At 51.9% G+C, this 22,612-nt stretch carries 24 protein-coding genes; 9 read left to right on the top strand and 15 right to left on the bottom strand.

Going from position 1 to position 22,612, the window contains the following annotated elements; genetic code table 11:
* Positions 1–231 precede the first annotated feature (231 nt).
* The 3 genes from OO017_RS18585 (at position 232) to OO017_RS18575 (ending at position 3,721) form a co-directional block, all read left to right on the top strand.
* A complete protein-coding gene (locus OO017_RS18585) occupies positions 232–1,206 on the top strand; it encodes an NAD-dependent epimerase/dehydratase family protein (protein WP_266054204.1) in 975 nt (324 codons plus the stop codon).
* A 643-nt stretch (positions 1,207–1,849) separates the two neighbouring features.
* On the top strand, positions 1,850–2,176 hold the full coding sequence (locus OO017_RS18580) for a thioredoxin family protein (protein WP_266054203.1): 327 nt from the start codon (positions 1,850–1,852) through the stop codon (positions 2,174–2,176).
* A gap of 90 nt (positions 2,177–2,266) precedes the next feature.
* Positions 2,267–3,721 carry a DUF4403 family protein gene (locus OO017_RS18575; protein ID WP_266054202.1) on the top strand — a complete coding sequence of 485 codons (1,455 nt, stop codon included), beginning with the start codon at positions 2,267–2,269 and terminating at the stop codon, positions 3,719–3,721.
* A gap of 95 nt (positions 3,722–3,816) precedes the next feature.
* Here the strand turns inward: OO017_RS18575 and OO017_RS18570 are convergent, their stop codons facing one another.
* Positions 3,817–4,557 (bottom strand): DUF6503 family protein, encoded by a 741-nt coding sequence (locus OO017_RS18570; protein WP_266054201.1) that lies wholly within the window; start codon positions 4,555–4,557, stop codon positions 3,817–3,819.
* Positions 4,558–4,693: 136 nt separating this feature from the next.
* Here OO017_RS18570 and OO017_RS18565 point away from each other — a divergent pair, with 136 nt between their 5' ends.
* Positions 4,694–5,656, top strand: a complete 963-nt coding sequence (locus OO017_RS18565; protein ID WP_266054200.1) for a YihY/virulence factor BrkB family protein — start codon at positions 4,694–4,696, stop codon at positions 5,654–5,656.
* 805 nt (positions 5,657–6,461) lie between these two features.
* Here the strand turns inward: OO017_RS18565 and rlmN are convergent.
* Positions 6,462–7,535, bottom strand: coding sequence for a dual-specificity RNA methyltransferase RlmN (rlmN, locus tag OO017_RS18560; protein ID WP_266054199.1), 1,074 nt, complete (start codon positions 7,533–7,535; stop codon positions 6,462–6,464).
* Between the two features lie 21 nt (positions 7,536–7,556).
* Positions 7,557–7,985: an acyl-CoA thioesterase gene (locus tag OO017_RS18555; RefSeq protein ID WP_266054198.1), complete on the bottom strand. Its 429-nt coding sequence runs from the start codon at positions 7,983–7,985 to the stop codon at positions 7,557–7,559.
* Between the two features lie 138 nt (positions 7,986–8,123).
* On the opposite strand from OO017_RS18555, the gene mnmC2 reads away from it, so the two are divergent.
* The 3 genes from mnmC2 to OO017_RS18540 all read left to right on the top strand — a co-directional run bounded on the left by mnmC2 (position 8,124) and on the right by OO017_RS18540 (position 10,549).
* A complete protein-coding gene (gene mnmC2 / locus OO017_RS18550) occupies positions 8,124–8,810 on the top strand; it encodes a tRNA (5-methylaminomethyl-2-thiouridine)(34)-methyltransferase MnmC2 (protein ID WP_266054197.1) in 687 nt (228 codons plus the stop codon).
* Between the two features lie 94 nt (positions 8,811–8,904).
* The gene (locus OO017_RS18545; protein ID WP_266054196.1) at positions 8,905–10,017 is read left to right on the top strand and encodes an endonuclease/exonuclease/phosphatase family protein; all 1,113 of its coding nucleotides are present in this window, start codon (positions 8,905–8,907) and stop codon (positions 10,015–10,017) included.
* A 223-nt stretch (positions 10,018–10,240) separates the two neighbouring features.
* On the top strand, positions 10,241–10,549 hold the full coding sequence (locus OO017_RS18540) for a hypothetical protein (RefSeq protein ID WP_266054195.1): 309 nt from the start codon (positions 10,241–10,243) through the stop codon (positions 10,547–10,549).
* An 89-nt stretch (positions 10,550–10,638) separates the two neighbouring features.
* On the opposite strand, the gene OO017_RS18535 is transcribed toward OO017_RS18540, so the two are convergent.
* The 3 genes from OO017_RS18535 to bshC all read right to left on the bottom strand — a co-directional run bounded on the left by OO017_RS18535 (position 10,639) and on the right by bshC (position 13,493).
* A complete protein-coding gene (locus tag OO017_RS18535; RefSeq protein ID WP_266054194.1) occupies positions 10,639–11,271 on the bottom strand; it encodes a TetR/AcrR family transcriptional regulator in 633 nt (210 codons plus the stop codon).
* Between the two features lie 78 nt (positions 11,272–11,349).
* Positions 11,350–11,928 carry a 5-formyltetrahydrofolate cyclo-ligase gene (locus tag OO017_RS18530; RefSeq protein ID WP_266054193.1) on the bottom strand — a complete coding sequence of 193 codons (579 nt, stop codon included), beginning with the start codon at positions 11,926–11,928 and terminating at the stop codon, positions 11,350–11,352.
* Entirely contained in the window at positions 11,928–13,493 is a 1,566-nt protein-coding gene (bshC, locus tag OO017_RS18525; protein ID WP_266054192.1) for a bacillithiol biosynthesis cysteine-adding enzyme BshC, read from the bottom strand. Before bshC ends, OO017_RS18530 begins: the two co-directional genes overlap by 1 nt.
* A 260-nt stretch (positions 13,494–13,753) precedes the next feature.
* On the opposite strand from bshC, the gene OO017_RS18520 reads away from it, so the two are divergent.
* Positions 13,754–14,131 (top strand): PH domain-containing protein, encoded by a 378-nt coding sequence (locus OO017_RS18520; RefSeq protein ID WP_266054191.1) that lies wholly within the window; start codon positions 13,754–13,756, stop codon positions 14,129–14,131.
* A gap of 37 nt (positions 14,132–14,168) precedes the next feature.
* On the opposite strand, the gene OO017_RS18515 is transcribed toward OO017_RS18520, so the two are convergent.
* The 9 genes from OO017_RS18515 to OO017_RS18475 form a co-directional block, all read right to left on the bottom strand.
* The gene (locus OO017_RS18515) at positions 14,169–14,516 is read right to left on the bottom strand and encodes an endonuclease domain-containing protein (RefSeq protein ID WP_266054257.1); all 348 of its coding nucleotides are present in this window, start codon (positions 14,514–14,516) and stop codon (positions 14,169–14,171) included.
* A 165-nt stretch (positions 14,517–14,681) separates the two neighbouring features.
* Positions 14,682–15,995 carry a 30S ribosomal protein S12 methylthiotransferase RimO gene (gene rimO / locus OO017_RS18510; protein ID WP_266054190.1) on the bottom strand — a complete coding sequence of 438 codons (1,314 nt, stop codon included), beginning with the start codon at positions 15,993–15,995 and terminating at the stop codon, positions 14,682–14,684.
* Positions 15,996–16,160: 165 nt separating this feature from the next.
* Positions 16,161–17,933, bottom strand: a complete 1,773-nt coding sequence (locus OO017_RS18505) for a PKD-like domain-containing protein (protein WP_266054189.1) — start codon at positions 17,931–17,933, stop codon at positions 16,161–16,163.
* Between the two features lie 265 nt (positions 17,934–18,198).
* Positions 18,199–18,723, bottom strand: a complete 525-nt coding sequence (locus OO017_RS18500) for a carboxypeptidase-like regulatory domain-containing protein (RefSeq protein ID WP_266054188.1) — start codon at positions 18,721–18,723, stop codon at positions 18,199–18,201.
* A 9-nt stretch (positions 18,724–18,732) separates the two neighbouring features.
* Positions 18,733–19,692, bottom strand: coding sequence for a signal recognition particle-docking protein FtsY (ftsY, locus tag OO017_RS18495; RefSeq protein ID WP_266054187.1), 960 nt, complete (start codon positions 19,690–19,692; stop codon positions 18,733–18,735).
* 113 nt (positions 19,693–19,805) lie between these two features.
* Positions 19,806–19,961, bottom strand: a complete 156-nt coding sequence (locus OO017_RS18490; RefSeq protein WP_071843114.1) for a DUF4295 domain-containing protein — start codon at positions 19,959–19,961, stop codon at positions 19,806–19,808.
* A gap of 2 nt (positions 19,962–19,963) precedes the next feature.
* On the bottom strand, positions 19,964–20,152 hold the full coding sequence (gene rpmG, locus OO017_RS18485; protein WP_073851609.1) for a 50S ribosomal protein L33: 189 nt from the start codon (positions 20,150–20,152) through the stop codon (positions 19,964–19,966).
* A gap of 308 nt (positions 20,153–20,460) precedes the next feature.
* Positions 20,461–20,700, bottom strand: coding sequence for a 50S ribosomal protein L28 (rpmB, locus tag OO017_RS18480; RefSeq protein ID WP_266054186.1), 240 nt, complete (start codon positions 20,698–20,700; stop codon positions 20,461–20,463).
* Between the two features lie 134 nt (positions 20,701–20,834).
* A complete protein-coding gene (locus OO017_RS18475; RefSeq protein WP_369426443.1) occupies positions 20,835–21,002 on the bottom strand; it encodes a C1orf53 family protein in 168 nt (55 codons plus the stop codon).
* Positions 21,003–21,237: 235 nt separating this feature from the next.
* Here OO017_RS18475 and rocD point away from each other — a divergent pair, with 235 nt between their 5' ends.
* Positions 21,238–22,479 carry an ornithine--oxo-acid transaminase gene (gene rocD, locus OO017_RS18470; RefSeq protein ID WP_266054185.1) on the top strand — a complete coding sequence of 414 codons (1,242 nt, stop codon included), beginning with the start codon at positions 21,238–21,240 and terminating at the stop codon, positions 22,477–22,479.
* Positions 22,480–22,612 lie beyond the last annotated feature (133 nt).

Raw genomic sequence — 22,612 nt, 5'->3', positions numbered from 1 at the left:
TAATCGTTAAGGTTGCCCTGGGCACTTTTCCCGCCTCTAACCCCGCCATACCTTTGTTGCCAAGGTGAAATAACGGTTAGTTTACGTTAGGTTGAGGAGAGGCCGTTGACTTTGAGTCCGCGGCTTCTTTCCGTTTTATACTTTCCGCCCGCCCCCCGCCTTTCTTCTTGAAGTATATTTTTTGGATTGCACTGAATTCGGTTACTTTGTGCAAAGATTTCTTATTTCGCTATGGCAAACACAAGTGACACGGTATTGGTGATTGGTGCCTGCGGGCAGCTGGGCTCTGAACTCACAATGGAGCTGCGCAAAATGTATGGTGATGCAAACGTGGTGGCGGCCGACATTGCCCCTCCCAAGCAAGCCGACCTGCGCGACTCAGGCCCTTTCGAGAAGGTGGATGTGCTGGACACGAACGTACTGGCCGACTTAGCCTCCAAGTATAAATTCAAGCAGATCTACCACCTGGCGGCCGTGCTGTCGGCTACCGGTGAGAAGAACCCCAAGTTTGCCTGGAAACTGAACATGGACGGCCTGTTCAATGTGCTGGACCTGGCCCTGGAGCACAAAGTAGGCCGCGTTTACTGGCCAAGCTCTATCGCTGTTTTCGGCCCGAGCACGCCGCGACAGAACACGCCACAGCAAACCATAATGGACCCGAACACCGTGTACGGCATCAGCAAGCAGGCTGGTGAGCGCTGGTGCGAGTACTACTTCCAGAAGTATGGCCTGGATGTGCGCAGCCTCCGCTACCCTGGCCTGATCGGTTACAAAGCTCTGCCGGGCGGCGGCACCACAGATTATGCCGTGGATATTTACCACAAAGCCCTGGAGGATGAGACCTTCGAGTGTTTCCTGAGCGAAGACACTTACCTGCCGATGATGTACATGCCGGATGCCCTGAAGGCGACCCTGGACCTGATGCACGCACCGGCAGAGCAGATAAAAGTGCGCGACTCGTACAACCTGAGCGCCATGAGCTTCTCCCCGAAAGAGATCGCGGCCTCTATCCAGAAGCACATCCCGGATTTCGAAATCGTATACAAGCCGGACTCCCGCCAGAAAATAGCCGACTCGTGGCCACAAAGCATCGACGACAGTGCTGCCCAGCAGGATTGGGGCTGGAACCCGAAGTATGACCTGGACGCCATGACTGAGGACATGCTCGTGAACCTGAAGAAGATGAAGCAGGAGCAGGCAGTGTAGCTGCAGCTCTAAAGTATAAACCACAGGGAAAGGCGGTGCGGCAGCATCGCCTTTTTTTATTTTATAGGTGACTCCTTTACCACGATTTTCAGGACTACCCTTACCTGCCGCAAGTTTAGCGGTAGCGTAACTTGTGGCTGTTCATGGCTGCAAGTTTTCAACTTGCTTTCTGCGGAGCAGAAAAGTACACAGTATTTTCGAAAAAAGATCTTGAACTCGCTTGTTATGGCCTATTGTTTGGCCCTCCGGTCCAGTTGAGTTACAAACTCAACATGATGTTGAACCACAAGTTACGCTACCGCTAAACTTGCGGCAGAGAGGTTCCAGGTTTACAAATCTGCGGCAACTATACTTTCGGATTGCAAATCCGAAAGAGCGAGGACCAGGCGGAAAAGTATACTTTAACCGGAGCGGTACACGTGGAACACTGGCCATTTACATAGCAGCAACCGGAGGAGCAGATAGCGTATTGCGTGCTGGAGCAACTGCAATTTAAAAGCGCCAAGGAACCGGCAAAGGCAGCAACTGAAGTTGCTGCCTTTGCTGTTTTACCCATGCCCTCCCCATATATCTGTTTTAACCCATATTTACCAAACCCCGTCTATACTTCTGTGACCGGTGGCACTACTGAAGAAAATAGACAATGATGGTACTAGAATCAAACGACAACGAACTGCGAAAACTGATATTTGAACGTGATAAGGTAATTGTGAAATTTACAGATGAGGCTTGCCCTATCTGCAAAGTAATGCAGCCGAAGTATAAAAGAATTTCTGAAGAGCCCATGTATCAAGAGATTGCCTTCCTGCGCATGAACGCCAAAGAGAACCCGGTATCCAGCAGGGAGGTGAAGCTGAAAGGCACCCCCTTTTTTGCCACCTATAACAAAGGCACCCTTGCCGACTGCGGAATAGCCGCCACCGAGGAAGAGCTGCGGGAGATGCTGCGCATGTTGCTACAACTCCACTAACCTTACTTTCTTTCTGGAACGACCTTTGCCCTATAGCTGTTATGGAAAACCTGTGCTACCTTGCGCCGCTTTTTATAACCAGCTAAATACGTGAGTCTAAAAAACATCCAAACACTGCTTGTGCTGCTCCTGATGGTGGCCTCAGCCGTTGCCATACCCGGCTGCTCCAGCACCGACAAACTGAACACGGCCGCCCCTGCCGCCACAGCTTCCGCGGCGCCTGCTTACAAACCTCAGCTATCGTCGGTTACCGTGCCCGTTTCTATTTCGGTGGCGGCCCTGGAAGACAAGCTGAACCACGAAATCGCCGACATCCTCTATAAAGATACCAACCTGAACGACGATAACGTTGCAGTAACCGTCTCCCGAAATGGTAGCCTTAGCATGCGTGCCGAGCGCGACAAAGTATACTTCACGGTGCCCCTGCGCATCTACGCCAAAGGCCGCTGGAAATGGGACCCGTGCAAGCTCTGCCCATCCATCGACAAGGCCGAGGACACCACCTTCGACATGATCATCAAAACAGAAAGCAAAATAGGGCTGACGGAGGACTACCAGATAAACACCATTACCAGCGGGGATTTTGAGTGGGGCAGTACCAAGCCGGTACTGGAGCTGGGCCCGCTCAGGATTGGCCTGGCCCGTTTCGTGGAGCCTACCCTGCACAAGCAAATGGCTACGCTATCGAAGCAGCTGGACAAGGAACTGCAAAGCCGCCTGGACGTGAGGAAGTATGTGGCGGAGGCTTGGCAGCAACTGCAACAGCCCGTAATGCTAAACAACGACCTGAACGCCTGGCTGACCGTGGTTCCGAAGGAGATACGCATGGCACCGCTGCTGGCCCATAACGGCAACCTGAACACCCGCCTCGGCATCACCTCCTACATCACCGTTACCACCGACGGCAAACCACAGGTACAGGTAAACAAAACCCTGCCCAGGCTGATCATGGACAGCCGCATGAGCGATGATATCCAGATCGGCTTAACGGCCAGCATTCCCTATGCCCACGCCAGCAAAATGGTGCAGGAGCAGGTGGCCAAACAGACCTATACCTTTGACGGAGGCAAGAGCGAGATTACGGTAAACGAAGCAGCCATTACGCCCGGCGGTAACCAACTGGTACTGATGCTGGATGTGAACGGCAAGACCAAGGCCGGCATCTTCACCAAGAAGATCGTGGGCAAAGTATACCTGCGCGGCACCCCGTACTACGATGCCGAAACGGCCACCATCCGGGTGCGCGACGTAGCCTACGACCTCGACACCAAGGACAGGATTTTGAGCACCGCCAGTTGGCTGGCCCAGAATAAGTTTGAGGAAATGATACAGCAGCAGGTAAGTATACCGGTGCAAGGCGAACTGGATAATGCCAGAAAGATGCTGCAATCCACCCTGGACAAGCAAGGCCGTGTGCACGAGTCGGTGCTGCTGCGCGGAAGTATAAAGGACATTACCCCAGACAATCTCTACCTGACCCAGGACGGCATAAAGGCCGTGGTAAACGCGAAGGGCACACTGACAGCCACTATCGATAAGCTGTAGCTTTACGAGGCAGTAGAGTTTCGGCAAAAGACAAAGGACTTCTTTCAGGTAGAGAGAAGTCCTTTGTCTTATGATGCTTTGTCAATGTATAAAAATCAGAGTTTCTCGATTGGCCTGGGGCTGTTAAACACTTTATCCGGCACTTGGGCGGGGGCGGCGATATGGGAAATCACGAAGTCGCTCTCAGGGTTGCTGCGGTCGCTGGCCAGCTTTATACTTCCGAAGTCCTTGTAGTTGCCCCAGCGGCGGGTAAAGCCTGGCTCGGCATCCCCGTTGTTTTTGAAGTAAGCCCATTGCGTTATCAGGCCCTGCTCCTCATCCACCCATAGTTTATACTTATTCTGCGGCGTCAGCCCCACCTCCTCAAAGGTCATCTCCAGCACATGGGCCTGGGCACCATCCATGGTTTTGTCCTCGCCCACATACACCAGGTGAACACCCGGGTCCTGCAGCTTAAACGGCATCACGAGCCAGTACGAGTTGTTTATCCAGAGGGCGTGGGCGCGCTCCAGCAACTCCCGCTTCTCCTCGGGGTCCTGCAGTTCCTTACCGTCCACGTATACTTTCCCGTCCTTTGTTTCGGTGTTGATGATGGCCACGAGGCTGTCCTGCTCCCACCGGAAGCGGTTCTGCTGCTTGTCCCATACCTGGTACTGGTCTCTAAAGGTCCAGGCGAGGTAGCGGGTGTCGTTCCAGCCTTTCTCCCCACCCATATTCTTCATTACTTCCTGGGCTATGGCTTTCGCCTTGTTGCCTGGGTCCTGGGCACAGGCAAAGAGCAGAGGCAGCGCCAACAGGCAGAGCAGCAGCGGTTTCAGCAGGTTTTTCAGAGACATCGGTGTATACTTGATCGTTGCGCTTTCGTGTACGGATGTATACCTGCCCGGGATGCCGCGTCAGCCGTGCAGGCATACATTATTTAACCCAATATTCAGGCGCTGCGTACCTAATCCCACAAAAGGACAAACGCCTATGGCTAATTATACACTTCAAGGAATCTTTCAGTTGATGAGGGTTTCCGTCAACAATTTTCTTGAGAACAACTCGCTTCGGCTAGCGGCAGCGCTGGCTTATAACGCAATTTTCTCCATCCCGCCGCTACTACTTATTGTTATTAAGGCGGCCGGCTTCTTCTTCGGAGAACAGGCCGTGTCAGGTAAGCTGGAGGACCAGGTATCGCAGGCCATAAGCCCGGATGCGGCCTCCCAGGTACAAACCATGGTGCAGAACGCCAGCACCCAGGAGTCTACAGGATGGGCGATGTGGGTCGGTATCGGTACGCTGATCTTTGCCTCCACCACTTTCTTCGTTACACTGCAGCAGTCGCTCAACAGCGTCTGGGATATTAAGGTGAAACCAACGAGCAGCATCATGCGCATGGCTAAAGAGCGTTTGTTCTCTTTCGGCCTCATCCTGAGTATTGCGTTGCTCATGCTTATCTCCTTCATCATAAGCGCGGCTGTGTCGGTGCTGAGCGATTACCTGTCGGAACTGCTGCCGGGCATTGGCGTGTGGGTGATCAAGCTCCTTGATTTCGCTATCTCCATCGGCCTGATCACACTGCTGTTTGCCCTTATTTATAAGTACCTGCCAGATGCGCACATCCGCTGGAAAGACACCCTGATCGGGGCCCTGATCACGGCTATACTTTTCACTATCGGCAAGTTCCTTATCAGTTGGTACATCGGCACCTCCGACCCCGGCTCGGCCTACGGCGCCGCCGGCTCCATCATACTTATACTTGTCTGGATCTATTACTCCTCCATGATCGTGTTTTACGGTGCCGAGGTTACCCAGCAGTATGCCCGTAAATTTGGCCAGAAAATATCACCTAAGGCGCACGCCGTGTTTGTGGAGGAGCGGGAGATTACCGACAAACCAAAAGACCGCGAGGGCACCGGCCGGCCACGGGCAGAGGGGAGGTATGAGGGGTAACTTTGGCTGATCGTTGTTGGTTATTCGATAAACAGTCTGGCGCAAGCGGATGCCTCTGCCTCAAGTGGTTGACAGCGTTGTTGGTAACAACCTTCTTGTCTAAGGATGGGAAGTCGTGATTGCTTTAGCTAAAGTATAGGTTGCTTAACTGCTGGTATCATCAGAAGTGTAAACCCACCCCTACCCCCAAAACAGGAGAGGGAGTTTCGCAGTACCGGTTCCAACCACCCCTACCCCTCCTTGCTTAAGGAGGGGAATTCGGTAGCTGTCACATCAGAGGTATAAGCTTCGTATCCTCAGCCATTTCGGGTCATCCCCCTGCCCCCTTCGAAGGGGGACTTGGTACAAGCTCCGTCAGCGGCGGCTATCGAACTGATTCCAGTCTTTGGGTTGAGCGCCTATGCGAGTTTTTCGGTCCCGAAGGGATTGCAAAACGACAGCGAGCAAAGAAAAGCTCCCAGCGCGATGCCCGAAGACGAGGCCTCCCGGCCTTGAGGGAGCCAAAGTCAGAGATGAAACGATAGGATTGTAAGACTTAGGATCAGCAGCAGCTATAAAGTATAGCTTGACTCATGTTATAGGAAGGCTAGACAAGTATAAATAGACAGGTACGAAGTACAACCAAAGTATAAAGTATGGCTCTGCGAGCCAGTTGAGTTACAAACTCAACATCATAAAAAGACACCCCGAAACCTTTCGGGGCGCCAGAGGGGAATTTTTTTCTATCAAATTTAGAGTATAAGAGAACGGCCCCTGCTAGTGTAGCAGGGGCCGTTCTCTTATACTCTAAACTGAGATTTATACTTTACGCAGGCAGCTTCTCCTTCACGGCCAGCTGGCCACAGGCAGCGTCGATGTCCTTTCCACGGCTGCGGCGCACGTTTACCTGCAGGCCACGGTCGGCCAGGTAGTAGATAAACGCTTGCAGGCGGTCATCATCCGTATTCACGAAATCGGCGTTCTCGATCGGGTTATATTCAATCAGGTTGATCTTGCACGGGATGATTTTGGAGAAGCGAAGCAGTTCCTCGGCATCCTGCAGGGTATCGTTGAAGTTATCGAACACGATGTACTCATACGTTACCTTGCGGCCGGTTACCTGGTGGTAGTGCTTCAGCGCATCCTTCAGAGCCTCCAAAGAGTTGGTCTCGTTTATCGGCATGATCTGGTTGCGCTTCTCATCGTTGGCCGCGTGCAGCGACAGGGCCAGATTTGCCTTCACGCCATCATCAGCCATCTTCTTGATCATCTTGGCGATACCGGCGGTACTAACCGTGATGCGGCGGGCAGCCATCCCCAGGCCATCATGTGCCGTGATGCGCTCGATGCTCTTCATCACGTTGGCGTAGTTCAGCATCGGCTCGCCCATGCCCATGTACACGATGTTGGTGAGCGGCTGGTTATACTGCTTCAGACTCTGCTCGTTGATGCGCACCACCTGGTCGTAGATCTCGGCGGCATCGAGGTTGCGGACACGGTCCATGTAGCCGGTAGCGCAGAACTTGCAGGTAAGCGAGCACCCTACCTGACTGCTCACACAGGCGGTTTTACGCTCGTCGTGCGGAATCAGCACCCCCTCTACAATGTGGGCGTCGTGCAGTTTGAAAGCTGACTTTATGGTGCCGTCGTTGCTCAGCTGCTCGGTGGCCACCTGCACCGCGTTTATGGTGAAGTGCTGGTCCAGCTTCTCGCGCAGGGCCAGGCTCACGTTGTTCATCTCCGCAAACGACTGTGCCGAGTGCTTCCAGAGCCACTCGTATACTTGCTTGGCCCGGAAAGCCTTCTCCCCGTTCTCCACCAGCCACGCCTTCAGGTCGTCCAGCGTCAGCTTCCGGATGTCCTTTTTATTCAGGATATTTATATCTGCAATCAAACTCATACTGCAAAATTACAAAAATCCTCAGGCTTTAGTTTCAATCTTTTCCTTTACTTGAGTGGGCAGGCTCATTAGTTTGCGCTCCTGGTAGTTAAAGCACAGCATGCCGGTCTTGGCGCGGGCCACTTCTTTGCCATTTTGGTTGGTGATGTGGTAGGTGATGACGAAGCCATATTTGTTCAGGTCGTTAAACGCCAGGCTTATACTTAGCACATCGCCGTAAAAGCCCTCGCCCTTGTACTCGATCGCGACATCGGCCATAATCATACTTGCCCCGGCCAATTCTAGCTCGCTCCAGCCGAAGTGGTTTAGCAGCTGCATGCGCGCCTCGTGCATAATGGAAAGCAGGGCGTCGTTGCCGAGGTGGTTGCCATAGTTGAGGTCGGTAACGCGCACCGGAATATGCGCCGTAAAGTGGGTGTGGGTGGGAATATCTACTTTAACTCGTGCCATATGGTACAGAAACAGCGGTAGCGGCAGTATTATACTTTAAATCCGCTTGCCGGCTCATTTTATTTTATTAAATTCTGATTCGTATATATTGCGGCCTCATGGCAGTAATGCGTACCTTTGCAAAGTAATACAAAAAACATGCACCTCGAAATCCGACAGACAAAAGACGGTTCCAACACCCTTTACGTGCCCGAACTAAACGAGCACTACCACTCGGTGCACGGTGCCCTGCAGGAGTCGCAGCATGTGTTTATAAAGTATGGCCTGGAGCATGTGCTGGAGCAAAAAAAGGACCTGAAGGTGCTGGAGGTTGGTTTCGGCACCGGCCTGAACGCCATCCTTACCTTCCCGTTCGCGCTGGCAAAAAAAGCCTTTATCCAGTACGATACGCTGGAGAAGTACCCACTCTCCGAGGAGGTGGTACAGCAGCTGCACTATGAGAACATCATCCTGAACCCAGAGCTGCACGAGTACTTCCTGAAGCTGCATGCTGCCCCCTGGAATGTGCCTGCAGAAATCATCCCATACTTTACGCTGCAAAAAATGCACGAGTCGCTGGAGGAGTATGTGGCACCGAACTCGTACTACGATGTGGTGTACTTTGATGCCTTTGCCCCCGAGAAGCAGCCGGAGCTGTGGTCCAATGCCATGTTCGAGAGGCTATACAAGGCCATAAGGCCGGGCGGCATATTGGTTACCTACTGCGCCAAAGGCTCTTTTAAGCGCAGCCTGAAAGCAGCCGGTTTCGAGGTGGAGGCACTACCTGGCCCTCCGGGCAAACGCGAGATGACACGCGGCGTGAAGCCCCTGCCAGCCGACAGGTAATGCAGGTTATGGTGCAGGGCTGTTGCAGTAACTTTGAAAAGCGGTTGGCACCACCCAAAGCCTCTGCACGGCAGGCGGTAATAATCTAGCCCTTATGAAACAAGCATTTATTATTCTGATCCGCGCCCTGGCAGCTATCGCTGTCATCGGTACCGTGATCCCGCTTTTCTCCTCAGAAGAATGGTATGTGCGTGTTTTCGATTTCCCGAGGCTGCAGCTTTTCTTCCTGGCCGTCATTAGCCTGGTGCTGTTTTACTTTTTCGATTACCAGCACCGCAAAAGGGGCAAGTTGCTGCTTTTCACGCTGGTTACCGTTGTGGTTTACCAATCGATCAACATTTACCCCTACACCATACTTTCGCCGGTGCAGACGGAGCAGACCGAGCGCGACCTTTCCGACACCACCCACCTGAGCATCCTGGTTTCTAATGTGCTGATGACTAACACAGCGTACAGCCATCTTATAGAAATGGTAAACAGCTATGAGCCGGATGTACTGCTGGCGCTGGAGTCTGACTCGGCGTGGCAGGAAGGCCTGAAGGAGGTTACCAAAGCCTACCCTTACCGCGTGGAGGTGCCGCTACCCAACACCTACGGCATGCACCTGTACAGCAAGCTGCCCCTCCGCCAGAAGAAGGTCAGCTATATCCTGGATGATGAGATCCCATCCATTAAAACGTATATGCAGCTTCGCAGCGGCGCCTGGATTGAGTTTAGGGGGGTGCATCCCAAGCCGCCGGTGCCTACCGAGGAAGAGCACTCGCGTAAGCGCGACGCAGAGATCATTATAGTAGGCAGAGAGGTGGCCGACTCGAAATACCCTGTGGTGGTGGCCGGCGATTTTAATGATGTGGCCTGGTCGCCTACCACGCGGCTTTTCCAGGAGGTAAGCCAGCTGCTGGACCCGCGCGTGGGCCGCGGCTTCTTTAGCACCTACCATGCCCACTACCCTATGTTCCGCTGGCCCCTCGACCACATTTTCCACTCCAACCATTTCAAGCTGGTGGAGATGAAAAGGCTGAAGGGTATCAACTCGGACCACTTCCCAATTTTTGTGACACTGAGCTATGAGCCGGACGAGAAGTATGAGCAGGTAGCCCCAGCCCCGGACGAGGATACCCACGAAGAGGCGGTAGAAACGATACAGGAAGGGGTGGAAGAGGCACAGAAGGAGGGCAAGCAACCCGACACCCTGACAACCAAATAGTTATACTTTAACACCGCTTATACTTTGCCTGCCTCTTGTGTTGGAAACAAGCCGCTTAGGCTGCACGACACTTTTTTGCATTTTGTCCTGATCAAAGATGAACCTAATCCACAACGAAATAGTTAGGGACTAAATTGCACTTTTTTGCAGCCGCCATACTTTGAAATAATAAATAAAACGCTACATTGCAGTGTAGAAGAAGCATCCCCTAAATGTTTACTATATGAAAAGCTTACTTAGAAAAGTATCTTCCAGCATCATCAAACCGTTTCTTCCTAAGTATGAAGTGGTTTGCACCTCTTACCAGGTAATTCCGGGACTACCGGTAAACGGCAACCAGCAAAAGCACACTTTCGAGAAAGGTGCCTCTGAAGAAGCCAGAAAATTTTACGTAAAGGTGATTAACTCCGACATGACCAGAACCATGGCCCCAGTGGAGGTACACCTGAAGCGCCGCGGCAGAACCATCGAGAAGCAGCACTTCGGACCGGTGGATGAGCTGAAGAAATTCAACATCGTGTACAAAGGCTAAGGCGTTTTTACAGGATAAGAAACAGAAGAGCCTCCCGGTTGCGCCGGGAGGCTCTTCTGTTTTAGTATGATGCTGGTTTATACTTCAGCTTATTGGTTGATGAACTTTGCCTTTGTCAGGTCCAGCATTTTAGCGAAATGGGTTTTATCCTCGTTGGTCAGGTAGGCTCTCCAGAGTCCCTCCACCAACAGCATCAGGATCTCCGTCTCCAGCTCGGGCTCCTTATGCCCCAGCTTCCGGAACGCCTCTACCAGCTTGGCCTTTACAGAGTTCAAATAACGCTGGTGGTGCCGCTGCGCCACTTCCTCGTCCACCATCCGGAACTGCATCCGCCAGAAATCCCGCTCGTCCTCCACCAGCTTCTGCGGCATGTCCAGCACATTGCTGATCAGCTTGGCCGGGTCATTCTCCTCCACCGATTTCTTACTCTTCTCGGTAATGCGCCTATAACCCGCTTTTACAACTGCATCCAGCAGGTTTTCCTTGCTGATGTAGTGCTTAAATATAAGGCCTTCTGATACGCCAGCCGCTTTGGCTATCTGGCTGGTTGGGGTGGCATCGTACCCTTTTTCTGCAAAGAGGTTTAATGCGGTGTCTAGAATGATTTCTTTCTTGGTTTTGGGCATCTTCTTACTAAAATAACGGATTTTCCTTACATCAGCAACAGGTATGGCAGGCCTGTGCGCCTGCACCGGCCAAGGCGAATTACAAAAGTACAACATAGCTTATTAAAAAATAAGCCTTAGAGGGCTATACGTTTGTTTCTACAAATATATTTATTAAAAAAAATTTACCTGTTGTTATTCTGAAGCCCACCATACCCCGTGCGGCATCACCACGGCATCCAGCGGCACATCAAACGGGTTAGGGTCAGCTATGTTTTCCACGGGCGGCTCCAGCGAGAGTCCAATCTTCAGCACATCCGGGCGGCAGTCGGCCAAAAACCGGTCGTAGAAGCCTTTGCCGTAGCCCACACGGTGGCCCGCCTTATCGAAAGCCAGCAGCGGCACCAGCACCACATCCACCTCCTGGGCGTGTATAATGTGCGCGTCCTGCGGCTCGGGTATGCCCCAGTTGTTTTCTATCAGCACGGCCTCATCGGTCAGGTGGTGGTGCGTAAGCACGTTCTGTTCCACATCGGTTACCGGCACCGCTACCCGCACTTCGGGGTGCTCCTGCCGCAGCCGGTTGATGATGCTCCAGGTGTTGACCTCGTTGTTCTTGATGATGGGCAGGAATACATGCACCGTTTGGCCTACCTGCAACGGAAAGTGACGGAAAAACACTTCGGCTATACGTTCGCTGCGCTGCTGCACCTCTTCCTGTGGCAGGGTGCGCCGCTGCCGCAGCATGTGTTTGCGTAACTCCGCCTTCAGCATTACGCCTCTTCCTCCAGTACGGTAAATTTAAACTCCAGCGGCTCGAAAGCCTCTACCAGGGCAGGTATAAAGTCAGGGTTGTTCGTCTGGAAAGTAAGCAGGTTATCCTTGCGCTCCTGCAGCGTTCCGCCCGGGAAAAGTTTATCCTTCAGGTTCTCCAGTTGCTTAAAGGTCTGCTCGTGTTTGCTGTCGCGGGCCTTGGATATCTTCTTCTCGAGCATCTGCAGCGAATTGATGGTTTTCTGCGCCTCGGCTCCCACGGCTTTCTGCAGGGTCGGGTCTATACTTTCGGCCAGCTTCTCTACCTCGGTAAAGGCGGCGGCCACAGCCTCGCGCTGCGCCTCCAGGTTTATCTCCTCCTCGTGCAGCTGGCCGGAGAGTTGCTTCTTCAGCTCCTGGTAATCCTGGAACAGGTCTTGTGGCTGCAGGCCCAGCTTGTGCATGCGGCTGGCGTTACTGCGGTTAATGTATAGGGCCGAGTTGCGTAGCATCAGCAGCGGGAAGGCCAGGTTATACTTTGCAAACAGCTTCTTGAGCTGGAACCAGTACGTCACCTCGGCACCACCGCCGATGTAGGCCAAGTTCGGCAGTATCAGCTCTTCATACAGCGGGCGAAGTATAACATTTGGGCTAAAGCGCTCCGGATGCTCCTGCGCCTCCTGCTGCAGTTCCTCCAACGTATAACTTAGGTTGGTGTTCAGGATTTTATACTTGCTCCCTTCCTGCACAATGCGTTCGCGCAGGCCGTCGGTCAGGTAAAACATGTTGATCTCGCGGGAGTATACCTGCGGTTTGTAGCCCAGTTCCTCCAACTGCTGGCTCGTCTCTTCCACCAGACGGTTCGAGAGCTGCTCGGTCAGTTCCTGCTCCACCACCGGGATCAGGGCCTTTTTCAGCAATTTGTCGTCGCCGTCTATACTTACCAGGCCATAGTCCCCGAACAGGGAATGCGTGATGGCACGGGTGGCGTCCGCCAGGTTCCTGCTATTGCGGTAGGCGTCCTCAAACACCGGGTATGCCTCCGGCAGGTCTGCCAGCAGCGGCTCCATGTCTTTGGTGGAGAAGCGGCCCACGGCGCCGGTTTGCTCGCTCTGCCAGGTATACTTTTTCCCGAACAGGTTAAAGTGGTTGATCTCGGCAAAGTCGTGGTCTTCGGTGGCCATCCAGTATACCGGCACAAAGTTATAGTCGGGGTACTGCTCTTTTAGCTGGCGGCAGGTGTTGATGGCCGTGATGATTTTATACACAAAGTATAGCGGGCCGGTAAAAATGTTGAGCTGGTGCCCGGTGGTAACGGTGTAGGTGTTTGGCTGCTGCAGCAGATCAATGTTCTCCTGCACTTTGGGATTTACCTCAGAGATGGAAGTATACTGCTCCTGCAGTGCCTGGTGCAGGGTTTTCCGCTGCGCGCCGCTAAAGCTTTTCTCCTTCAGCTGGGTCCCGAAGGTTTCCAAGGTCGGGAAGCGGTTGTAGAATGGTTGCAACTGCTCGCTACAACAAAGGTAATCGGTTATGGTCTTGGAAAACGCGCCCGTGGCGGCGTAGTCTAGCTTCGTGATTTTCATGGTTTGTACTTCCATCTGCTTTGTAGCCGTAGGTGTAGCCCTTTTAACAGTTTAGCCCGAAATGTGTTGCGGCTAATTTATACTTTGCCGCTTCGGCACAAAGTAAAGGTTTTATTTCTTGTTTTGCAGATGATACGATAGAAAGCAGGAAGAGGGGCATGAGCAGTAGTTGCACCTGCTCAAATCGGGTAATGGCGAAAACTATTCCGCCATCAATCGTACAGCAGGAGATAACTTTTCTAACCTATACTTCTATACTCATGGGATTATTAAGCGGTATGATGGGCCACGCCTCCGAGGTGTCCATCGAAAAACTGTCCAGGGAGTTTCAGCCCATCCTGATTGACGACGAGCGCATCGAGCGGGCCTACAAGCTGATCCGCGACATGCTCGTGTTCACCAACAAACGGCTTATACTTGTAAACAAGCAGGGCCTCACCGGCACGAAGGTGGATTACCAAAGTATACCTTACGGCAGCATTAAGATGTTCTCCAAAGAGAGCGCCGGCATTGCAGACCTGGACGCAGAGCTCAAGATCTGGCTCACCGGCGAGTCAGAGCCAACCATCAAGCAGGACTTCCGGAAGGGTGATAATATAAACGAGGCTTATAGGGTGCTGAGCAGGTATGTATTATGACCTCCCCCTGCCCCCTCCTAAAAACAGGAGGGGTACGCTAGTAGTTTTTGCTAAACATCGAGGCGATTCTTTGTAGCACCAGTTCTGGGTGTTCGAAAACTTCACTGTTTCTGATGCGGATGACTTTGTAGCCCAAATGTTGCAAGGTTTCATTTCTCATTAAATCATTTGCAATAGCATCGGGTGTGTCGTGCACAGAACCATCAACTTCTAATACTAATTTCTCGGCGGCACAGTAAAAATCTACAATATAACTGCCGATACTGTGCTGTCTTCTGAATTTGCGGCCTGCCAACTTGTGTTTCCGCAGCAACCTCCACAACTCTTTCTCTGCAGGAGTCATGTTACACCTTAAAAAAGATCGCTCTTGCCTCAGATTAGGCATACTGTGCAATTGGTCTTTCCGCATAGACGTATACTTTTCCAGCAAACAGCAATCCCATTCATACTGTTCCAAAAAGCAAAAGCCCTTTCCATCTTAAAATGGAAAGGGCTTTTTAAAAGTATCTTCACACCCCCTCCTGTTTTTAGGAGGGGGCAGGGGGAGGTCTTACACGACCACCTCACCATACAAATCAAAATCAGACGCGTCGGTAATCTTCACGTTGGCGAAGTCGCCGAGGCGTACGTAGTTGCTGTCGGCTGGTACGAGTACCTCGTTGTCTACCTCCGGAGAGTCGTACTGGGTGCGGCCCACGAAGTAGCCACTCTCCTTACGGTCGAAAAGCACCTTGTAGGTCTTGCCGATCTTCTCCTCGTTCAGCTCCACTGAGATGCCCTGCTGCAGCTCCATGATGGCGTCGGCGCGCTCCTGCTTCACTTCTTCCGGCACGTTGTCCTCCAAAGTATAAGAGTGCGTGTTATCCTCATGCGAGTACGTAAAGATGCCGAGCCTGTCAAAGCGTGTTTCCTCTACCCAGTCATACAGCTCCTGGAAATCCTGCTCCGTCTCGCCCGGGTGACCGGCGATCAGGGTTGTTCTCAGGGCGATGTCTGGCACGCGCTGGCGGATCTGGTCTACCAACTCGATAGTGCGACGCTTGCTAATGCCACGGCGCATGGTCTTGAGCATGTTGTCCGAGATGTGCTGCAGCGGCATGTCCAGGTATTTACAGATGTTCTCACGCTCGTTCATCACATCAAAAACCTCCATCGGAAACTGCGACGGGTAGGCATACTGCATTCGGATCCAGTCAATGCCTTCCACATCCGAAAGGTTTCTTAAAAGATCTGCCAGCTTACGCTCACCGTAGTGCTGCAGGCCATAGTAAGTTAGGTCCTGGGCAATCAGCACCAGTTCCTTCGTACCCATACTTGCCAGGCGCTTAGCCTCCTTCACCAAATCCTCAATCGGGCGGTCTACGTGCTTGCCGCGCATCAGCGGGATGGCGCAGAACGAGCAAGGGCGGTTACAGCCCTCGGCAATCTTAAAGTAAGCGAAGTGCGAAGGCGTGGTGATCAGGCGCTCCCCGATCAGCTCGTGCTTGTAGTCAGCCTCTAGCTTCTTGAGCAGCTGCGGCAGCTCCAGCGTGCCGAAGTAGGCGTCCACCTGCGGAATCTCCTCCTCCAGCGAGTCCTTGTAGCGCTGCGATAAACACCCGGTTACGTACAGCTTGTCGATCTGCCCGGACTCTTTGGCCTCGGCGTAGCGCAGAATGGTATCGATAGACTCCTGTTTGGCATTGTCGATAAAGCCGCAGGTGTTCACGATGATAATGTTAGAATCGTCGTTCTCAGACTCATGCGCCACCTCAAACTCATTGGCGCGCAGCTGCCCCATCAGTACTTCCGAATCCACCAGGTTTTTAGAGCAACCCAGTGTAATTACGTTTACCTTATCTTTCTTTAGAGATCTTACTTTCACTTAGCTATGTATTAACGCGTTAATCTTCAGTAACTGAAAACCATTGCGGGTCTGTATTAGTTCGTTTCGGAAACCAGCTGGCAAAGGTACGATATGTTTGGGTAATAAAAGAACAGCCCGCTGAATAGCAGCCTGTTCTTTTATAAAGACGGTACGAAGCAGGTATTACTCCTTCATCAACCGCTTTGTGATTACACCATCATCCAGAATTAGCTGAAGCAGGTAAATGCCCTTGGGCTTATTTCTTAGATCCATCACCTGCTTAAACTCGCCGTGCACATTTGGGTAAACTTGCTCATGCAACTGCTGTCCCTTGGCATCCAGGAGGCGCAGTGTTAAACCCGTCGCTTTTAGCAGCGGCAGCACCACTTGTGTCTCTGCCCGGGTCGGGTTGGGGTAAAGTATAAGTTCGGCTGCCAGCCTGCTCTCCGGGAGCCCGGTGCAGGTGGTAACGGTTATGTTTTTTGTGGCGGTATAGGCACACTCCGAAGGATAACTGTAAGTATAGGTTAACTCATAAACGCCAGGCCCTACAAGCTGAGGGTTAAAAATGCCTTCTGTTGATACTCCCGCGCCTGACCATGATCCGTAGTCTTCAGGGCTAAAACCTGTAAGCTGCAAAGCTGCCGCATCAGCACAAACAGTCTCATCTGGTCCGGCAGTTACAGTTGGTACTGGGTAAGCCTGCACGGTGATTGCAGTCCTTGGCCCCTCACAGCCGCCTCTCGTCTCCAGGGAAGCGTAATATGTAGTAGTGGCTGTTAGCGGGTCCGTTTTATAGGATGATCCTGTAGCAACATACTCCTTGCCAGTGGCGGAGGTGTACCAGTAGTAAGCGCTTTCTGCCCAGGCTCCGGAGGCCTGCAAGGTTACGCTTCCGTCCTCACAGTTGCGAACAGCAACCACTGCAGGGGCAACAGGCGTGTCTATCTCCACATTCATCATTTGTGCCGCGCTTACACCGCACTGGTTATGAGCAGATACTGATATATTTCCGGACTGAGATCCTACAATAACTGTAATACTGCTTGTCCCTTGGCCTGATGTTATCATCCAGCCGTTTGGCACCGTCCAGGTATACCCTGTTGCACCTGTTACCTGCGCCACACTGTACCCAACTTCGCTGCCGGAGCATACTTCTGTTTTAGTGGCATTAATAACTGCAGGCTGATCGGGTACGGTTATACTTTTGATGCTTACAGTTTGTGCCGCACTTACGCCGCACTGGTTATAGGCTACCACTGATACAGTTCCGGGCTTTGTTCCTGCCCGTACAGTAATCCTGTGTGTTCCCTGGCCTGTTATTATGCTCCAACTATCCGGCACTGTCCAGGTGTACCCTTCCGCGCCTGCCACTTGCGCCACGCTGAACGCGGCTTCGCTGTGGAGGCACACTTCTGTTGGGCCTGCAATCGGAGCAGGCTGATCGGGTACTGTAATGATTTGGATGCTTTTAGCATTTGCCTCATCCGCCGTGTAAGGAGAGGTGGCGATAACTTGTAGTTTGTAGCCGGCACCCGCTTCGATGCCGCCGGGAATAGTAACCCTGATAGGGCTCGCCATACCCTCCCCGATAGTAGTAGACGCTAAAAAAGAGCTGTTTTTATCGGAAAGCAGTACCCGGAAAGTGTTTCCTGCCTGGAAAGTGCCTGTGGTGGTGAAGGGAATATCCAACGTAGCGCCAGAGCATGTGCTATAGCTAGCCGGAAGCGCCCCCATCGTTATGGTAGGCGTTGCATACCTGGCAGCAAAACGCGACTTGGCGGTAAAAAGATTATTTCCCCATTCATCGCCGTATGCCAAGGCCAAGCTTTCACCCGAGTCTGCCCCGTTCTGGAATGTGTCCGCTTTGTTATTATCTCCTGCAGGTGTAACCGCTATACTTTTAGCAGAAGTGGATAAAAGAAATAGAAGTAAAACGAGTAGATGTTTGGCCATAAGTTTGTTTTAAGGGTATACTCGAAGCAGCAAAACATACAGTTATACTTTAAACAAGCATGTGCTTTGCCTCAGGAGCGAATAAAAAAATAAGAAGATTGTTAATGACACGGAGTAGAACTCCTGTTATTGGGGCATAAATTAGCACACAACTTGTATTGTGCCAAATGTGAATGCTGGAAAGCCCAAAATGTAGCGTACTTAGAGAAAAGTGCTTGAGAACACAAAGGGTTGAGACTACAGCAAGTATACCTTTTCAGCTTGGTTAATAACTCGCCTGGTAATTGATCAGGAATTCCACCTTTGTCACCTGCCCCTCCTGCACCTCCACGGGATTGATGTTCATCTCCCCATCGTAAAGGCTGGCAAACAGGCCCTTCTCCTCTTTCGAGAAAAGGCTATACTTGCCGGGCTTTAGGCTAACTGCAAAGTTGCCGTCAGCATCCGATTTAACTTGAGTTACTAACTGGGTTTGAATGTTGGTGTGGAAAACGCCGTCTGTGGTTTTGGCCTGGTTGGCGTTGGTAAGCTCGTAGACGTAAAGTGTGCGCTCCACGCCCCTGCCTTTACTTGGCGGCGCATCTGGCGAGGGCATCTGGTTGCCCGCCTGCCACAGCACTTTTCCGGCTATACCTTGCTCAATGGGCGCTTGCTGTGCCTTGTTTTCCTGTGCCTGTTGCGGCAGCTCCTGGTTCTCCATCTGGTCGTTTTGTGTATCGTGATGGGTTTGATTCGCGCCGTTGCACTGCGAGAGTAGCAGCGCCAGCGGCAGCAGCAGGAACTTGGCCATGGCTATACTTTATTTGCGTGAGAAGAAAGACTCTACAAATTCGTGCTTGTCGAATAGCTGCAGGTCTTCAATTTTCTCGCCAACTCCGATATACTTCACCGGAATCTTAAACTCATCCGAGATACCGATTACCACGCCACCTTTTGCCGTGCCGTCCAGTTTGGTAATGGCCAGGGCTGTAACATCGGTGGCTTTCGTAAACTCGCGGGCCTGCAGCAGGGCGTTCTGGCCAGTGCTTCCGTCCAGCACCAGCAGCACCTCATGCGGCGTGTCTGGTGTTATTTTCTGCATCACGCGCTTGATCTTGGACAGCTCGTTCATCAGGCCCACCTTGTTGTGCAGTCGCCCGGCTGTGTCTATGATCACCACATCGGCATTCATCTCCACGCCTTTTTTCACAGCATCATACGCCACGGAGGCAGGGTCCGTGTTCATGCCGTGCGAGATAACCGGAACACCCACACGCTCGCCCCACACGATCAACTGATCTACGGCGGCGGCACGGAAAGTATCGGCGGCACCAAGCACTACCTGCTTGCCCGCTTTATGGAACTGGGCAGCCAGCTTACCGATGGTCGTGGTTTTACCCACGCCATTCACACCCACTACCATGATTACATAGGGTTTGATGTCTTTCGGCAGGTCGAAGTTGGCACCGTCACCGGCACGGTTCTCCTCCAGCAAGGCCGCAATCTCCTCGCGCAGGATCTTGTCCAGCTCGTCGGTGCTCACGTACTTGTCGCGGGCCACGCGCTTCTCGATGCGGTTTATAATCTTTACCGTAGTTTCTACTCCCACATCAGCATGCACCAGAATTTCTTCCAGTTCATCCAGCACCTCCACATCTACTGTAGATTTACCAATTACAGCTTTACTTAGCTGACCAAAAAAGCTGTCCTTGGTTTTCTCGAGGCCTTTGTCCAGCGATTCTTTTTTCTTCTCTTTGCTGAAAAAGTCAAAAATTCCCATGCCGGTTTATGATGTAGGGTGAATGCTATATCAGTGATACGGTAATATACTAAAAAAGTCCCAGTAAAGGGACTTCTTCATGTTATCTATCTATCGATGTAGAGTAGGCTGTATTATTTCTTAGAAAGGTACTCCTGAACTTTGTCAACAGGCACCATCTCCTCTTTAAAGCTGTAAGCACCAGTTTTTGGAGACTTCACAGCCTTGATCACTTTTGCCCAGTCTTTACCTGTAGCGGTCTTTAGGGTTGCAACTACCTTCTTAGCCATGGTTATTTAATTTCTTTATGTACAGTTACTTTTTTCAACACAGGGTTATACTTCTTCAGCTCAAGACGCTCTGGAGTATTCTTTCTGTTTTTGGTAGTGATGTACCTTGAAGTTCCAGGCATGCCAGTAGCTTTATGCTCTGTGCACTCCATAATAACCTGGATTCTATTACCTTTTGCTTTTTTAGCCATCTCGACAGTAATTTTTTATTTAGGACTGCAAATATAAAAGCTTAAATCTCTAATTACAAACAATGTATAAACTTTCTTGTAGAATCACCTTTTGGTGCTTCACAAAATTTACACTTGCCGTTGTGCGCTGCTCCTTCTGCCACAGAAGAAACGGCAAAGGTCAAAAAAAGAGCAACGGAGGAAAGCATCTACAGCTTCTCTCCGTTGCCGATGTTTTATCTAAAGTACCAGATGGCTTTCTCCGGATGTGCCTGTTGCCGTGGCGCTGTAAAGCTACCGCTGGCGGCGCAGCCGGAAGTATAGCACTACTAGTACATGATGTAACCTTGCTCTACAGCCTTCTTCAACACCGCAGAGATACCATTCTTGTTGATGGTTCTCAGTGCAGAAGTAGAAACTTTCAGCGTTACCCAAGCATCCTCTTCCGGGATGTAGAAGCGCTTCTTCTGTAGGTTTGGATAAAACTTACGCTTCGTCTTGTTGTTAGCGTGCGAAACGTTATTACCTACCTGTGGTCTTTTACCTGTTAAGTCGCAAACTCGTGCCATCTTGTATTCTTTTCTGGTTTATTTCAATAGGGGTGCAAATATCTATAAAAAGATACAGAATATCAAACCTGTAGCTAAAATTTTACTTCCGGTGTATAGAATCTGCTTCGCAACACCAACCCCGGTAACATGTATTATACTTTCCCCCGCTTCTCGGCCACCTCTTTATGAAAGCCGTAGGGACAGTGCTTGCAGGCGTTTTTGCAGCAATACCCGCGCTTTAGCAGGTATTTTGCCGTTAGCACCATCAGCCCCTGCTGGTTAAAGTAAAAATCCTCTCCTTCTGTTAACTTCTGCGCCACCGTTATACTTATTTGTTACGCAAAGTACGGCATTTATACAGTTCGTGCCAAAACCTGTGCGTACTGTGCCTGCTGCCCAGGCGTTGTAACAGTGTCCCGGCTCACGGGCATATGTCTGCCCGTGGTTTTGAAGTGGGCCTGAAATGTGTAATTTTGACAACAATAAAGCCTATATTCTGTAATAATGATTGGCAGTAACGCTGCCTTTCTCCAAAGAATCTGATAATTGAAAACTATGAACACTCAAACCATCACCTCCAGCCAGCAGGCTATCGACACCGAGCACAAGTATGGTGCCCACAACTACCACCCGCTGCCCGTGGTGCTGAGCCGCGGCGAAGGGGTGCACCTATGGGATGTGGAAGGCAAGCGCTACTTCGATTTCCTGTCGGCCTACAGCGCCGTGAACCAGGGCCACTGCCACCCGAAAATTGTAGGCGCCCTAACAGAGCAGGCGCAACAACTCACACTTACCTCGCGCGCCTTTTACAACGATAAGCTGGGCCTGGCCGAGAAATATATCTGTGAGCTGTTTGGCTACGATAAGTCGCTGTACATGAACTCCGGCGCCGAGGCCGTGGAGACCGCCATCAAACTGGCGCGCAAGTGGGGCTACCTTAAAAAAGGCATCGCGCCGCACAACGCCGAGATCATTGTGGTGGAGCATAACTTCCACGGGCGCACCACCGGCATCATCTCCTTCTCCACCGACCCGGATTCCACCAAGGGCTTCGGCCCCTACATGCCTGGCTATAAGGTAATTCCTTACAACGATGTGGAGGCGCTGGAGCGTGCCCTGAAGGAGAATCCGAACGTGTGCGGCTTCCTGGTGGAGCCGATCCAAGGCGAGGCTGGTGTGGTGGTGCCTGACGAAGGTTACCTGGCCAAGGCACACGCGCTTTGCAAGGAGTACGATGTGCTGCTGATGGCAGACGAGATACAGACCGGCATCGGGCGCACCGGCAAACTGCTGGCCAGCTACTACGACGATGTAAAAGCCGACATACTTATACTTGGTAAGGCGCTTTCCGGGGGCGTGCTGCCGGTTTCCTGCGTGCTGGCCAACGACGATATCATGCTGTGCATCCAGCCGGGTGAGCATGGCTCTACTTTTGGCGGTAACCCATTGGCTGCCATGGTAGCCATTGCCGCGCTAGAGGTGATAAAGGACGAGAACCTGACGGAGAATGCCAACAGACTGGGTGAGCTGTTCCGGGAGCGCATGCAGCGCCTGATTGAGAAGCGCCCCGAGCTGGTGACGCTGGTGCGCGGCAGTGGCCTGCTCAACGCCATTATCGTTAACCCTACCGCCGATGGCCGCACCGCATGGGATGTGTGCGTGGAGCTGAAAGATAAAGGCCTGCTGGCCAAGCCTACCCACGGCGACATCATCCGCTTTGCACCACCGCTGGTGATGACAGAGGAACAGCTGCATGAGTGCTGCGACATCATCGAAGAGGTGATTCTGAGCTTCTAAAGTATAAACCACAGCAGGTATGAAAGGCAGGGGCTTCGGCTTCTGCCTTTTTTGTTAATAGTTCATGTTGATTTATACATTAGGCACCTTATGGCGCAAGCGTCCACTCGTGCCCGAACTTAAGGTGAATAGC

The sequence above is a fragment of the Pontibacter anaerobius genome, from assembly GCF_026241195.1.
Lineage (GTDB): Bacteria > Bacteroidota > Bacteroidia > Cytophagales > Hymenobacteraceae > Pontibacter > Pontibacter anaerobius.
Note: the sequence above shows the minus strand (reverse complement) of the source record. Positions and strands in the feature narration are given on the sequence as shown.

Excerpts from the sequence above, each read along its gene's own strand:
- OO017_RS18505 (WP_266054189.1), bottom strand. The coding sequence starts at position 17,933 with ATGGCCAAACATCTACTCGTTTTACTTCTATTTCTTTTATCCACTTCT.
- OO017_RS18545 (WP_266054196.1), top strand. The coding sequence starts at position 8,905 with ATGAAACAAGCATTTATTATTCTGATCCGCGCCCTGGCAGCTATCGCT.
- OO017_RS18540 (WP_266054195.1), top strand. The coding sequence starts at position 10,241 with ATGAAAAGCTTACTTAGAAAAGTATCTTCCAGCATCATCAAACCGTTT.
- rlmN (WP_266054199.1), bottom strand. The coding sequence starts at position 7,535 with ATGAGTTTGATTGCAGATATAAATATCCTGAATAAAAAGGACATCCGG.
- OO017_RS18500 (WP_266054188.1), bottom strand. The coding sequence starts at position 18,723 with ATGGCCAAGTTCCTGCTGCTGCCGCTGGCGCTGCTACTCTCGCAGTGC.
- ftsY (WP_266054187.1), bottom strand. The coding sequence starts at position 19,692 with ATGGGAATTTTTGACTTTTTCAGCAAAGAGAAGAAAAAAGAATCGCTG.
- OO017_RS18490 (WP_071843114.1), bottom strand. The coding sequence starts at position 19,961 with ATGGCTAAGAAGGTAGTTGCAACCCTAAAGACCGCTACAGGTAAAGAC.
- rpmG (WP_073851609.1), bottom strand. The coding sequence starts at position 20,152 with ATGGCTAAAAAAGCAAAAGGTAATAGAATCCAGGTTATTATGGAGTGC.
- OO017_RS18565 (WP_266054200.1), top strand. The coding sequence starts at position 4,694 with ATGGCTAATTATACACTTCAAGGAATCTTTCAGTTGATGAGGGTTTCC.
- OO017_RS18570 (WP_266054201.1), bottom strand. The coding sequence starts at position 4,557 with ATGTCTCTGAAAAACCTGCTGAAACCGCTGCTGCTCTGCCTGTTGGCG.
- rpmB (WP_266054186.1), bottom strand. The coding sequence starts at position 20,700 with ATGGCACGAGTTTGCGACTTAACAGGTAAAAGACCACAGGTAGGTAAT.
- rocD (WP_266054185.1), top strand. The coding sequence starts at position 21,238 with ATGAACACTCAAACCATCACCTCCAGCCAGCAGGCTATCGACACCGAG.
- mnmC2 (WP_266054197.1), top strand. The coding sequence starts at position 8,124 with ATGCACCTCGAAATCCGACAGACAAAAGACGGTTCCAACACCCTTTAC.
- bshC (WP_266054192.1), bottom strand. The coding sequence starts at position 13,493 with ATGAAAATCACGAAGCTAGACTACGCCGCCACGGGCGCGTTTTCCAAG.
- OO017_RS18580 (WP_266054203.1), top strand. The coding sequence starts at position 1,850 with ATGATGGTACTAGAATCAAACGACAACGAACTGCGAAAACTGATATTT.
- OO017_RS18530 (WP_266054193.1), bottom strand. The coding sequence starts at position 11,928 with ATGCTGAAGGCGGAGTTACGCAAACACATGCTGCGGCAGCGGCGCACC.
- OO017_RS18555 (WP_266054198.1), bottom strand. The coding sequence starts at position 7,985 with ATGGCACGAGTTAAAGTAGATATTCCCACCCACACCCACTTTACGGCG.
- OO017_RS18520 (WP_266054191.1), top strand. The coding sequence starts at position 13,754 with ATGGGATTATTAAGCGGTATGATGGGCCACGCCTCCGAGGTGTCCATC.
- OO017_RS18535 (WP_266054194.1), bottom strand. The coding sequence starts at position 11,271 with ATGTTGTACTTTTGTAATTCGCCTTGGCCGGTGCAGGCGCACAGGCCT.
- OO017_RS18585 (WP_266054204.1), top strand. The coding sequence starts at position 232 with ATGGCAAACACAAGTGACACGGTATTGGTGATTGGTGCCTGCGGGCAG.
- OO017_RS18515 (WP_266054257.1), bottom strand. The coding sequence starts at position 14,516 with ATGCCTAATCTGAGGCAAGAGCGATCTTTTTTAAGGTGTAACATGACT.